The sequence below is a fragment of the Sphingobacterium micropteri genome, assembly GCF_014692515.1.
GTDB lineage: Bacteria > Bacteroidota > Bacteroidia > Sphingobacteriales > Sphingobacteriaceae > Sphingobacterium > Sphingobacterium micropteri.
On the sequence record NZ_JACOIK010000004.1, the window covers coordinates 37,481 to 51,016 of the forward strand.

At 42.8% G+C, this 13,536-nt stretch carries 12 protein-coding genes and 2 pseudogenes; 4 read left to right on the plus strand and 10 right to left on the minus strand.

Annotated elements, in window-relative coordinates:
- Positions 1-20: 20 nt before the first annotated feature.
- On the plus strand, positions 21-242 hold the full coding sequence (locus H8B06_RS06090) for a hypothetical protein (RefSeq protein WP_190993419.1): 222 nt from the start codon (positions 21-23) through the stop codon (positions 240-242).
- 183 nt (positions 243-425) lie between these two features.
- On the opposite strand, the gene H8B06_RS20600 is transcribed toward H8B06_RS06090, so the two are convergent.
- From H8B06_RS20600 to H8B06_RS06125, 8 genes and pseudogenes are all read right to left on the minus strand, one after another.
- A complete protein-coding gene (locus H8B06_RS20600) occupies positions 426-758 on the minus strand; it encodes a hypothetical protein (protein WP_223857507.1) in 333 nt (110 codons plus the stop codon).
- 85 nt (positions 759-843) lie between these two features.
- A pseudogene (locus tag H8B06_RS06095) lies at positions 844-990 on the minus strand (IS256 family transposase); the annotation flags it as partial.
- Between the two features lie 130 nt (positions 991-1,120).
- Positions 1,121-2,050 carry a hypothetical protein gene (locus tag H8B06_RS06100; RefSeq protein WP_190993421.1) on the minus strand — a complete coding sequence of 310 codons (930 nt, stop codon included), beginning with the start codon at positions 2,048-2,050 and terminating at the stop codon, positions 1,121-1,123.
- Between the two features lie 15 nt (positions 2,051-2,065).
- Positions 2,066-3,106 (minus strand): DUF2806 domain-containing protein, encoded by a 1,041-nt coding sequence (locus H8B06_RS06105; RefSeq protein ID WP_190993422.1) that lies wholly within the window; start codon positions 3,104-3,106, stop codon positions 2,066-2,068.
- A gap of 15 nt (positions 3,107-3,121) precedes the next feature.
- Positions 3,122-3,676: a hypothetical protein gene (locus H8B06_RS06110; RefSeq protein ID WP_190993423.1), complete on the minus strand. Its 555-nt coding sequence runs from the start codon at positions 3,674-3,676 to the stop codon at positions 3,122-3,124.
- Positions 3,677-3,689: 13 nt separating this feature from the next.
- On the minus strand, positions 3,690-4,883 hold the full coding sequence (locus tag H8B06_RS06115; protein ID WP_190993424.1) for an ImmA/IrrE family metallo-endopeptidase: 1,194 nt from the start codon (positions 4,881-4,883) through the stop codon (positions 3,690-3,692).
- 92 nt (positions 4,884-4,975) lie between these two features.
- Positions 4,976-5,329 (minus strand): hypothetical protein, encoded by a 354-nt coding sequence (locus H8B06_RS06120; protein WP_190993425.1) that lies wholly within the window; start codon positions 5,327-5,329, stop codon positions 4,976-4,978.
- A gap of 364 nt (positions 5,330-5,693) precedes the next feature.
- A complete protein-coding gene (locus H8B06_RS06125; protein WP_237225532.1) occupies positions 5,694-5,915 on the minus strand; it encodes a helix-turn-helix domain-containing protein in 222 nt (73 codons plus the stop codon).
- Between the two features lie 105 nt (positions 5,916-6,020).
- Between H8B06_RS06125 and dinB the strand changes: the two genes are divergently transcribed.
- Positions 6,021-7,181 (plus strand): DNA polymerase IV, encoded by a 1,161-nt coding sequence (dinB, locus tag H8B06_RS06130; protein ID WP_190993427.1) that lies wholly within the window; start codon positions 6,021-6,023, stop codon positions 7,179-7,181.
- 2 nt (positions 7,182-7,183) lie between these two features.
- The gene (locus tag H8B06_RS06135; RefSeq protein WP_190993428.1) at positions 7,184-10,237 is read left to right on the plus strand and encodes a DNA polymerase III subunit alpha; all 3,054 of its coding nucleotides are present in this window, start codon (positions 7,184-7,186) and stop codon (positions 10,235-10,237) included.
- Positions 10,238-10,868: 631 nt separating this feature from the next.
- Here the strand turns inward: H8B06_RS06135 and H8B06_RS06145 are convergent.
- Both H8B06_RS06145 and H8B06_RS06150 read right to left on the minus strand, forming a co-directional pair.
- A pseudogene (locus H8B06_RS06145) lies at positions 10,869-11,471 on the minus strand (DNA/RNA helicase domain-containing protein).
- A gap of 73 nt (positions 11,472-11,544) precedes the next feature.
- The gene (locus H8B06_RS06150; protein ID WP_190993431.1) at positions 11,545-12,165 is read right to left on the minus strand and encodes an ATP-binding protein; all 621 of its coding nucleotides are present in this window, start codon (positions 12,163-12,165) and stop codon (positions 11,545-11,547) included.
- On the opposite strand from H8B06_RS06150, the gene H8B06_RS06155 reads away from it, so the two are divergent.
- Positions 12,157-13,110 (plus strand): hypothetical protein, encoded by a 954-nt coding sequence (locus H8B06_RS06155; protein WP_190993432.1) that lies wholly within the window; start codon positions 12,157-12,159, stop codon positions 13,108-13,110. The genes H8B06_RS06150 and H8B06_RS06155 overlap by 9 nt on opposite strands.
- Positions 13,111-13,536: the final 426 nt, after the last annotated feature.

The following is a 13,536-nucleotide window of genomic DNA, read 5'->3' on the forward strand; positions in this document are numbered from 1 at the left end:
ATTAATCTTTATAGAAAGACGTGATGAGAAACTATACGGCATTTTATGATGATACGACAATGGAAGTAAATTTTGATATAGCTGACAATCACGCATTAAGTTTTGCTGGAAGGCATATCGACCTTCATAACAATTTTGATTTGATAAATTTCGAATATAACGTAGCTGAAAGAGAAATTAAACTACATTGGAAAAAATCATCCGGCTATTACGTTTCGTTTTGTGCCACTATAAGAGATTAAGAAGCTACCTTGCCGCTTGGAAAAAAAATAGCGCGACATAAAAACTAATCCTTAAAGATTAGTTTATGAGGAAGTAAGGTCTAGAAAATAAATAGTTGACATAAATAGAGATATAATAAATTTTATTACTATATTTATCGTAGGTTTATATTTATCTTTGCGGCCATTTATGAGATAAGTTTGTCATGAAAAATCAAATCTTTTGTAACTGCGGTTAGCGATATATGTCTCGGCCTTATATCGACTTCCATCAAATTGTTCGAAAATTACTTTTCCCTTGTTTTCATTTCTCCGAGAAAAGTTGGTCAAAAGAAAATCAGAGGTAAGACCTATTTTATCATTAGAATAATGATCGAGCCGTACGGACTCCCCGATTCTCCAGTTAGTCCTGTATTTGCTATACTCGCCCATACTCTTTACGTCTATGATAGTATATTCTCCGGAGACTTTCTCGGAGCAGCCTGCCAAAAAGAACATTGACAAGATGAAAGCCCATACATAAAGGTCATTTCTCATAATGATCCAATTTTACTACTGGATTTGTATTAACATTTCATGTCTATTTCGATGATACAGGGTCTTCGCTGTCTAATTCCATTGTCTTGCGGTTCAATTCTCCTGAAGCCTTACTCTCCTGCAGGTGGTGGTCCAGCCCACCATCTAACATCGATTCAAATAAGTGTTTCAGCATAGGGGCAAAAACTCCGTCGGCATAATCCATTTTCTTGCCCTCGTAAAGGCCCTTCATCGCTTCTTATTTGAAGCGCTCAAAATCGAATTTGTGGTTATTCATGATCTGTGTCTAATATAAAAAGTATTTATACGACAGTCAGTTTACACACTCAAATTTGGCTTAATTTGTCATTGACAAGGCTGGATTATTTAAGCAAATAATCTCTGTTGATGGATTTCACGGTTATTTCAATCTCTCGTTTAACGTATATATCTCTAAATTTCACTAGACTATCTAAGCTTTCGTCCTCTGGATGCGGAAGAATAGCGTGATACACATATTCCTGACCTGTTAATCTATATCTTACTTTTACTGCCAATAATTTTATGTCTTCAGTTTCTATAATTCCAATATCATCCGGTATATCGACTTTTAATGCATTGGTAAAAACAAATGGAAAATCCTCGTCAATGTCTATTTTTTGAAGTTCGTGAATAATTGCTCCGTATGTAGCATTCTTTAATCCTTTTTTACTAAACAACAAGCGGTATCCAATTTTGCTAAAAGCAATTAGGTATGCAGACTTTAACAGAGCACTTTTATTTATCTGATGAGTATAGTTAATTTTAAAATTCATTTTTAAACCGTCCCAATTCCGAAATACCCCTCGACTCTCAAGCAGTTTTACCGTCCGTTCAGGCAATCCTATTTTTATTTTGGCACCTTCTCCGTCAATCCTACCTACCAATTTACCGCTAACTTTACCCTCCAAAATATCAGGGACAGAGAACTTAGCTTCAATAGGCTCTACACCACGCTTAAAGTTTTGATATTTGAAAAAATTAAAAATCTTTTTATCCTTCGTATAACCATCACTGTTGTTATATTCCTTGTCTGTTAAAACTAGTGGCTTACCTTTCAGACTATTCTGGGGCACATGCTCAATTGTGAGTTTATGTATATCCTTTTTATGATACGCTCGAAGCGACAAAGGGCATATATACATATTTTCAAAATCGATGATATTTCCCTTCGCATCTAAATGTGTCAGTCGAAACACCTCCATTGTTTGAATGAAGTCATGTGAATATCTATCGAAAATTTTTTGTGCGATATCGGCATTTTTCATGGTCATTATTTACTCAATTATCTACAATTCCAATAAAGGGGTGGTATGTGTAACACTGTCTGCATTCACCTTTAAAATATCGGCATAAACAACATTTATATTATCATTTTTTATCGGCTTGAATATTGATCTAATAAAATCCATTGGCGGAGCTGGTTCAACTAGCGTTAACAATTCATTCCCCGCAGTACTAAAAACATCAATGGGGAGTGTTACCAGGGGAGTATTTGCTTTTACTTTAACAACGAGCACCTTAGGCCCCGCGATGAAAACTATATCGGCATCTTGGCTTCTTGTATGAATTTGGTAATTAACAAATGTACCCGGTTGTATTAGTCCAATCTCAGTTAATAATGCCCTATCCGCGTATGATATATTATGTTCTTCCGAAAGAATTTTATCATCCGAACCCGTGAAAAGAAAATTATTAGATCCTTTTCTTATCGCAAACCGTGCAACCTTATTAAATACCTCTGCCTCTTTTTGAGATAAATTTCGAAGCAGTTCCAATGTACGCAGAGAATAAGATTTCGGTTGCTTTACTTCTCCAGCCAATATCTTGCCCCATAATGCCTGCATATTTTCATTAGATACATCTTCTATAATCTTAAAAAAGCGTGATATCCAGTCGACATCGACGGGCTCATCGGTAACAGCATCCTCATCTTTCAGCTGTTCAGCAGCATATGCTGTTATACTTTCAATATTCAATTGCCTCTTCTGTTCCTGAAAATCAAGTCTTTCTTGAGTCCTAATTGATAACTCTGGATTTGATATAGAGCTTTCTTCTGAAAGTAACGCTAACTCTTTTGGAGAAGAAATAGCTATACCTTCTTTATTATATTCAATGCCCCCCGTTGATGAAAAATTTTGCTTAACAGCGTCGGCCATAATCTTCATTTCCTCAGCTCTTGCTTCCGCTAATTTTTTAATTTCATAGGCTTTTGTGTTTGCGTCTATCTTATCAAAATATGACTTAGACAGACGTCCTACAGATTTTGACAAAATATCCAGTAACTTATCCATTGGTAGGACCTTTCCAAGACCTAATATATCGTTCATTGTCGTCGTAATTTACTAATCCTCGTCCCCCAACTTCAACATCGCATTCGCCAGGCCACGTGCAGAATCATCATACTCCTCATGTGGATAGCCGTGTTTTTCGTTCAGCATAAAAAACTCACGATATAGGTCAAAAGGATTTTGAGAACCACCTACCCATGTAATTACAATATCTAAAATATCCTTCATCACAGGCTGGAAGGTCATACGGCCATCCGATCCACGTACCCCACCACCATCAGACTTACGCTTGCCAAGGTTTAAAAAGATATTTTTCTCATCATAGATAATATCGCGCATCTCCTTATACTCCTCTCCTTTAGGCAAATGATCCATGAGTAGTCTCCGAATACCTTTGTAATAAAGATTGTATTTTTCTTCTGGGTTATCCAGTTGCTTGCCCACTAACTCACGAAGCTCGTCGATCTCTTTCAAGTTTCCTGCTTCGCCATCAATAGTGAGTTGTTTGCCTTTCTTTTCATGGGCACGTTGTAGAAGCTCCAATCGCTCAAGATCCGCTTGGCTTACCTCCTTCTCCTGTTGAATCTTTTTCTTGTTATTTTCTTCCATATATTAAAGTTTATTAATTGATTTCGAATACGGCTTTTATTTTTTCACTCGCTTCTCGGACGGTATCCTCATCCCAAGTGATCGGGTTTAATTTCGATATAGCGGGTTTATAGTCGGGATAGTGTTCCTTAAAGGCTGCGTGGTAATTCTTATTGTAAAGTTCCTGCTGGTACCACGTATAGAATGAATACACCAGGGACTTGTGAATTTCATTTTCTTTGGCAAATCGCTCAACAATATAGTCATTCTTGATATAGGTCTTGATGTAATCAAAATTTGCCCTAGGCATAAAATAGTCCCGTGCAAAGCTGTTGGCTTTCTCTTCGATCAGGAAGAGGTCTTCATCGTCGGAAAGGTGATAGCTATTAGTCTTGATTGCATCGTAATCGAACAAGACGTGGTGCAGTTCGTGCAAAAGCGTAAACCAAATAGTCGGATATTTTTTTTGATTATCCGTTAATACGATACAAGGTTTATCATTGATAATGAATGTGGCTCCTCTTACATGCGTAGTGGTTAAATAGTTTTGAAAGATTACGGTCACCCCTACATTATATAACGCTCTACACACTGTATAAAGACCGTTCTTGACGTCTTGCGAATAGGGTTTCATGTTCGCAATGACATCCTTAAGACGTTCCCGGTCGTACTCATTTGTGTTGTCAATCAACCGAAAGGTCTGATAAGCTGATCGCACCCAGAAATCCTTCATCTTGTCCGAGAACTTACGTTTCGTCCTGCTGTATAACGGTGTTACTAATTCTTGTTCAAACTGGCGGATCGAATCATAACCGAAGTAATGTAATACACGATCTACCAATTCATCTATATCGTCTGAATTATCAAAAAAGCCTAATTTTGTCAACGCCTTAACGTCAAAGTTCTTCATCAGGAACCTCACCTTGCGGGCACGGTCGATAGAAGCGATATTTTCGGCATTTTGGTTCTTGAGAACCATTTGGATAAAGTCGTCTACATTTATCTCCAGAAATTCGGCAATCTTGACAACATGAATGAGGTTTGGTTGCTTGGCGGTACCATTGATGATATCTTCAAATACATCCTTATCAACATTAAGGAGCTTCAATGCTTTGGTCTTGGTAACACCATATTCGGCTATTTTTTCTTCAAAACGGGCTTTTAGATCCAGTGACACATCGTCGTTAAAAATGTCTTCAAGTAGCTTATCGATATCTCTATTTTTCACTTTTGAAAGTATTTACCCTTCAAATATAGAGATAATTTATTTATAAATACAAAATAAAGGGTAAATACCCTTTATTTAACAAAAAATCATTTTTAATCCTCATACTTTATAAACTTTCCACTCCCATAAGTATTAATAATTAGTAAGCCCTCATCGCCATATCCGGCGTAGCCATAGTATCCAACAAATGTTATATAAAAGTCAGTGCCCTTAATTTCATACAAATCACCAGGACCATCTGTTATCGAAATTTCGTATTTGCCGGCCTTTAACTGATGTGGCGTAAAAATGAAATCTATTTCATTACCGTCTTGATCTAACGTCCCAGCGTCTAATTCCTGTTTTATATAAACTTCATCTAGTGCGTATTCAGAAGCAACATGGAGCACATCACCATTAAATGATGTCGTTACAAATAATATAAAGATGCATAGTATATTTTTCATAATTTATCTTGATTTAAAATTCTTTTTGTTAGTATATTACCGTAGTCTTCGTTAAAAGCAACTACAGTTTCCAATGTTGTTCGGAACAGATATTTAGCACGTAAATTAACCTCGAGGCTAGTTCCATCTTTTCCGTTTCTATATCTAGGTAAACATGACAGTGATTTAGCGTATGCAAATGCTTATCTGCATGGATTTCACCAATTTATATTTTTTCTATTTTCTGAATAAAATTACATTTTTTTTGTTCTTTCTAACAGATAAACTCAAAAATAAGCTACACAGGCATGTTGATAACTTTAAGAACCATTTAACTTTTCGTAGTGAAAAAGCGAGCTGGCAAATATCAATAATAATTCAGTCGCTAAATCTGCTCTGTATGTTTTCTGGTTATTGTTTGGCGGAATAGATCCACCGAAATGATCTCATCAACGCTTATCCCGTAGTACCGCGCTATTTTGACCAAAAGCTCTATAGGCGGCTCGGCCATACCATACTCATACTTGGAATAGCGCGTGCGGGTGATACCCAGCTCATCGGCAAGCTGTTGCTGTGACCGCCCCTTCCTTCCGCGCAGATACCTCATATTGTCAGCCAGATACAACATTGTTCTAAATTTGAACAACAAACATACTAATATTTTTAGTATTTCGCGATAACTTTGTATGAAATTTAACAGGAAAGGTATAGCATGGAACGCGCAATAGTACACATGGACCTGGATACGTTTTTCGTATCCTGCGAGCGCTTGAACAACGACAAGCTGAGGGGTGTGCCGGTGATTATCGGTGGTGGCGAACGCGGGGTGGTAGCTTCCTGCTCCTATGAGGCTCGCTATTATGGGGTGCGCTCGGCCATGCCCATCAAGATGGCGCTGCGGCTATGCCCGGAAGCCAGGGTGATGAAGGGTGATATGGAAAAGTATTCCAAGCTCTCCCATACGGTGACGGAGGTGATCGAAGAAAAAGCGCCCGTCGTGGAGAAAGCCAGTATCGATGAACACTACCTCGACATCACGGGTATGGACCGTTTTTTTGGCGCGTATAAATGGACGGAGGAACTAGCCCAATCCATCACCTACCATACGGGGCTGCCGATCAGCTTTGCGCTTTCGGTAAACAAAACGGTGGCCAAGATTGGCACCGGCGAGGCGAAGCCCATCGGCAAGAAGGAGATCAGCGCCGCAATGGTGCGTCCTTTCCTGAATCCACTGTCGATCAAAAAGATACCCATGGTGGGCGATGCCACCTTTCAGCTACTCTCGCGTATAGGCATCCGCCAGATACATACCTTGGCGGATATGCCAATGGAGGTATTGCAGCAGATGATCGGCAAGAATGGCATCGACCTCTGGAAGAAAGCCAACGGCATAGATTACACGCCTGTAGAGCCTTACACCGAACGCAAATCGATTTCGACAGAGCATACTTTCGGGCAGGATACGATCGATCTGGCCAAACTGCGCAGCATAATCGGCGGTATGGTGGAAAAGCTTGCCTACCAGCTACGCAGCGAGCAGTGGCTGACTGCTACCGTGGTGGTCAAAATACGCTACTCTAATTTCGACACCGAGACCAAGCAGTGCCGTATCCCCTATACTTCGGCGGACCATACGCTATCGCGTTGTGTGATGGAATTGTTCGATAAATTGTATAACAGGCGCATGCGCATCCGGCTGATCGGTGTGCGCCTGACGAATCTGGTGCGCGGCAGCCTGCAGATCAATATCTTTGAGGATACGCAGGAAATGGTGGCGCTCTATCAGGCGATGGATCGCATCAAAAACCGCTTTGGTGTGGACAAAGTGGGCAGGGCATCGGGATTCAAGGGGTTATCCCGGGAGGAGGTTTAAGCATGTACCTGAACTGCCACTCCTACCACAGTCTGCGCTACGGCACGCTTTCATTGGAAACGCTGGTGCAGCAGGCGCTTGCCTGCGGGGCAACTTCGCTCGCCTTGACGGACATCAATACCGTGACGGGGATCTATGATTTTGCCAAAATATGCCGCGAGGAAGGGATAAAACCTGTGGCGGGCATGGAATTCCGTGAGGGAAACCGGCTACTCTACATCGGCTTGGCGAAAACGCAACGGGGTATCGGGGAGCTGTGCCGACTGCTCACGGCCCGCAACTGCGAGGGTATACCGCTCCCCGATCGGGCTCCAGATTTCCAAGATGTCATCACGATCTATCCGCTTTCCAATGTGCCGCAGCAGCTGAGGGAGGACGAATATATCGGCATCCGCCCCAGCGAATTGAACCTGCTGGTACAGGAAAAATGGAAAAGCTTGTTGCCGCGCATGCTGGCGCTAAACCCGGTAACGGTATCGGGCAAAAAGGAGCATAACCTGCACCGTATCCTGCGCGCTATCGACCTGAACGTGGTGCTGTCCCGCTTGTCGGAAGATGCTTGCTGCCGTGCCGATGAATATATGCGGCCTGCCGGGGAACTAATAGAAATATTTGGGGATTACCCACCGCTCATAGCCAATACGGCGCGCGTAATGGAAGCTTGCGATTTTGCGTTTGATTTTAAAACACCCAAAAACAAAAGGCACTATACAGGAAACCGTGAGGGTGATATCAAGTTGTTGACGGGGCTGGCTTATGCGGGTTTGAAAAAGCGTTATGGGGAGAAAAACCGATCTGCGCGGGAGCGTGTGGAAAAAGAGCTGAGGGTAATCGATGAGCTGGGATTCAGCGGTTATTTCTTGATTACCTGGGATATCGTTCGCTACAGCAACAGCATGGGCTTTATGCACGTGGGCCGGGGCAGCGGGGCGAACAGCATCGTGGCATACTGCCTCGGCATTACGGATATATGCCCGTTGGAGCTTGATCTGTATTTTGAGCGCTTCCTGAACCTCAACCGCAAGACACCGCCGGATTTTGATATTGATTGGAGCTGGCAGGAAAGGGATGTAATATTGCAGTATATATTTGACCGCTATGGCAAGGAACATGTGGCTTTCTGCGGCACGAATGTGGAATTTAAGTACCGCTCGATATTCCGGGAGGTGGGCAAGGTATTTGGTCTGCCAAAGGAGGAACTGGACGGGCTGGCAACCCAGCCGATGGAGCTGCACGATAACAACGCGGTGGTGGCGGCTGTACACAAGTATGGCAAGATGCTCGAAAAGTTTCCTAACCAGCGGAGTATGCATGCCTGTGGGATATTGATATCGGAAACGCCGATAACCGATTATACGGCTCTGGAGATGCCGCCCAAGGGTTTTCCGATTGTGCAGTTTGATATGCATGTGGCGGAAGATATCGGTTTTGAAAAGTTCGATATCTTGAGCCAGCGGGGTCTGGGCAGCATCAATGACGCGGTTAAACTGATCAGGAAAAACCGGGGCATACAGGTAGATATTCGGGATACGACGCTCTCCAAGGGGGAAATGCGCTGCAATGATTTTCTGGCCCGCGGCCAGACGATCGGCTGCTTCTACATTGAGTCGCCGGCCATGCGCGGGCTGCTGCGCCGCCTCAAGTGCGACAACTACCCGACGCTGGTGGCGGCTTCTTCCATCATCCGCCCGGGGGTGGCGCAATCGGGTATGATGAAGGAGTATATATTCCGGCATAACTATCCGGATCGTTTTGAGTATTTCCACGAGGTATTCGAGGAGCATCTGGGCGATACGTACGGTATCATGGTGTACCAGGAGGACGTGATCAAGATTGCGATGCATTTTGGTGGCCTATCGGCGGCTAATGGAGATATTCTACGGCGGGCCATGAGCGGAAAAGGTCGGTCGCTGTCGGCCTTGCAGCGGGTGAAGGACAACTTTTTTGCGTCCTGCGCACGTTTGGGGCATTCGGAGGAGCTGAGCCGCGAGGTGTACCGCCAGATCGAGTCGTTCGCTGGCTATTCGTTCTGTAAGGCGCATTCTGCTTCTTATGCGGTGGAGAGTTACCAGAGTCTTTACTTAAAGGTGTATTATCCGCTGGAATTTATAGTGGCGGTGATCAATAACCAGGGTGGTTTCTACCGCACGGAGGTGTATGTGCACGAGGCGCGTATGTCGGGCGCGCATATCTTGAACCCATGCATCAACAAAAGTGGTTATGAGACGACCTTATATGGCCGGGATGTGTATCTGGGCCTGATGCTCCTGCAGGGATTGGAAAGTAGGCTGGCGGAGGGTATCGTGGAAGAGCGTGAACGCAACGGCGACTTCGTGTCACTGGAGGATTTTGTGCGGCGTATACCGATCGGCATCGAGGGGGTGCAGCTGCTCATCTTTATCGGGGCTTTCCGTTTTACGGGGAAGTCGAAAAGTGAGCTGTTGGTGCAGGCAAGACTGCTGCTGGTAAATTTTAAAGCGGAACAGCGCATGCCACTTTTGCTGCGGGAACCGGCCAAGGAATGGTCGCTCCCGAAGTTGGAGCGTTCTTACTTCGAGGATGCTTTTGATGAGATCGAACTGCTGGGCTTTCCGGTTTCCTGCTCGCCTTTTGATCTGTTGCAGACGGCTTTTCGGGGAGATTTGATGGTGAATGACCTGGTGAACTGCCACAAGAAGCAGGTCCGGATGCTGGCTTATCTCATCGCGCGCAAGCATGTGCCGACGAAAAGGGGCGCAATGTACTTTGGTACGTGGATCGATGTGAACGGTGATTACTTCGATACGGCGCATTTTCCGGACTGCCTAGAGCGCTACCCTTTCAAGGGTGGCGGCTGTTATTTGTTGCTCGGCACGGTAGAGGTGGATTACCACTTCCCTACCTTGACGATCCATAAGATGGCCAAGTTGCCTTTTATCCCGGATCCGCGGTACAACCACGACCGCGATAGCCAGTACAAGATTCATCAGCAGATTCGTGAGGATGTGAGCATGACGCATCGCAAGCCTTATCCGCAGGAACACGAGATCGGGCTGCCGAGGCGGAAGATGGGGTGAAGATTTTTATTGGGTCATAGAAGCTCAGCCCGGAATTCAGCGATACCTTATAACTATTGTTCTTGATTTATTGTTATTTTCATCTAGCTTTTCCTTAATTTTATCATAAATCAACCGTTCAAACTTTTTGATTTCCTTCCTATTCTCAAAGTAATTAAAATCTTTATTCATTTTCTTTGTCTCGCCCTTATCGCGTTTTTCAAACTCTACTAAGGTTAATGTTGTTTCACCGCTCTTTCTTCCTCTGAGGAATGTTCGGACAACCTCTCCACTATCTTCGTAGAAAAAATCTACTTTCGAATAGTATCCTGTGTGATCAATTTCAAACTGTAGCAATGCCTGCGTAGGAAAAAGCGCTGGGTCGCTATTTTTTAAATTAACTATCGCACTTTTAACGCTGTCCAGCGGAGCAGCTATCTCCCATTTTTCGGCGAAGGGATAAGATCCTCCAAAACTACCTACCTTTCTTCGTAAAAGCTCGTACTCTGTTCTAAAATGGACATTTGATTAGGTTTTATTTTGGCTTCAAAAGACGTAAAAAAGTTTATTTTTTGTTTAGCTATTTCTAAAGATAAACATATTCTTGAGATAAAGAATAATAAAACGGAATCCCTCAATCGTATTCGAATATTTATCTCCTCATCCGACTCCTAAAATACCGCTCCGTCTCCTTGTCCATAAAATACACATAACACGCCTTCATACCACGACCTAGTAATACCCGGTACGTATTCTTGACCAACTGCACAAAATTCTCGCTTCCCTTCACCTGTCCATCGTGTTAGTTTTCCGAGAATCCCTCCCATTCGCCGGTATCCGGGTTATATTTAAGATCATTGCCAAAAATGACACCGGCATAGTCACACTCAAAGCCCTGTGCCGTATAGACACAGCCCACCTGATCGATACCTGCCTCGTCATAAGCCCAATATTGTGATTTGGGAATACCACGGCGCATACCTTTGGTATTCTCGTCTGCATTCCAAGGCCGTATATAATCTCCCACGACAACATCTTTGTGCAATTCCCCTTCGGCATCTGCCTGTTTGGTCCAAGGCCAACAGAAACCTGCCATCACCCGGCCGGTATAACCTTCTGCAACTTTATCACGAATGGCCTGCTCCAGTGCATGCGGACTTTCCATGATACGGAACTCGAAGGCATCCTCCTGTCGCCACTCGGTGGTAGCGATCTGCCGGATATGAAGCGTATGGTCGATCCATTGTCGGGACATCTGAAACGGTTGGGATATTCATAACGCAATTAATACTCAATCGTGACGCAATTGACGCAATTAATGACGCAATTCAATTTAAGGTATAATAGGCACCAGCACCTTTCACTCCACTGGATTTAAACAATTTTTTATCTACTAATTCTTTGATGTCCCGTGTTGCTGTTTCTCTAGATATACTATTCAACGTCTGATAATCACTATTCGTGATTTTCCCTTTCTCTTTAGCAAACAACACCGCTTTCACTTGCCGGCCGTTCAATCCAAGAGACTCAAGATACTCTGTGTTATAAATATCCTTCTTGAATATAACCCAAAAATCCGATCCCTCCACAAGATAACTTGGTTCGGGAAGACCACCAGCTACACACAATTCCGTCATTTTGCTAATACCACGTCCCCAGGACTCCACATAACCGCTACGGAAAAAAGAGTTTGCTATATCCGGATTATATGGCCGGGACGAATGGCTTTTTAATAAATTACCCACCGTCCAGTTTTCCGGGAGATGCCCCTCATTCCAAATCATAAGCTTATCAAGATATATCTGTTCAAACAAATTTCCATGAACTTCATCTTGAAATATGAGGTCTGCTTCCCGCTCAAAATACCCAATCTTAACATAAGCTCCCGTTATATCTAGCTTGTGGCAAATCTGGCGGGAATTAAGGAAAATTATCAAATTATGGGACATAATTACGACCTTTATATAATGAGCATGTCGCAAGAAATATGGAAAGAATTTGTTAAAAAGTATCCACAGGCAAATAGTGGTAAACTATCTATCGAGCAGATCAATGTCCTGATGGCTGAATATATAGAGAAACGCAATGCGTCAGCAGTCGATGATTTTGATGGACTCAGCCCACACCAAATGCATCTCCTACTCCACTACCCCTTAGCTGAGGATAGCCCATTGAAATGGGTAGCTCCTCATTATGAAAGCGATTTGGCTGCAATCCCGTTATTGGTACTATCCGACATGCTGTTAGCAGAAATACAGAAAGCCGGCGAGCTCAGACTCACCGCGAAAGGTAATCTTCCGGTAGCGGTGTGCACATTGTTGGTAAAGAAAAATTTAATCTACTGGAAGTACATGAAATACGTGAAAATACTTTCGGAGGATAATATTCCATATATATGGCCAATCAAGGAGTACCTCACTACGGAAGGCTTGATCAAGAAACGTAATAACAAGCTGGCCGTGACAAAAAAGGGTGAAAAGTACCCGAAACTTGCTCACAGCGAGAGACTACAGCAACTACTTTCCTTTTTTACCGCTCGATTTAACTGGCAGAATCTTTACGGCATAGAAGATGACGGAGAAATTGGCAACATGGGATGGGCGTTTTCGCTCTATCTGTTCAGGAAATATGGTCACGAAACGAAAAACGCCCAATTCTATGCGGATAAATGGATTCGTGCATTTCATACACAATACTGGACGGAACGGAATAATCCCGCTTACAATGCGATCATATCCGATATTAAATATGCGTATGAACACCGATTTTTCGGGTGCTTTGCCAAGTGGTTCGGTTTTGCGGAGGTTGAAGAAATTCAAATTCCGCAACAGGTTATATCGCTGATGGAAGTAAAGAAGTCTGAAACGCTGGACAAGTGCTTTGGAATGATATAGGACAATCCGTTACTTACACAGTTTGAAGTGAAATTGCTTTACAGGCAAAGATTGCAGGTCGGTTTTTTGCTTTTCGACCTTGGTCTGTCTTAATGATTATAGCTTCCTAAGTTAGTTTAAATTCAGCGCTATGTAATAAATGTTCGCTATGCTCCCAAATTAACTAATTGCCGTATTTGTATATGCTTTATATATACACTTTTTCACGATGTAGATCGTTTGTAATGTGGAATAGGCGATAGATTCATTTTTTTAATCTGATTTTTGTTACAAACAAAAAATAAAACATTATGACTCCGAAAGTGCGATCAATTTTAAGTTATCTTGGCATCCATCTATTTCTGATTCTGATGATTTTCGGAATCATCAATGCTGCAAACGATGTAAAAAACGTTACCACTAATCGGGAAACTGATTGAAAACAAA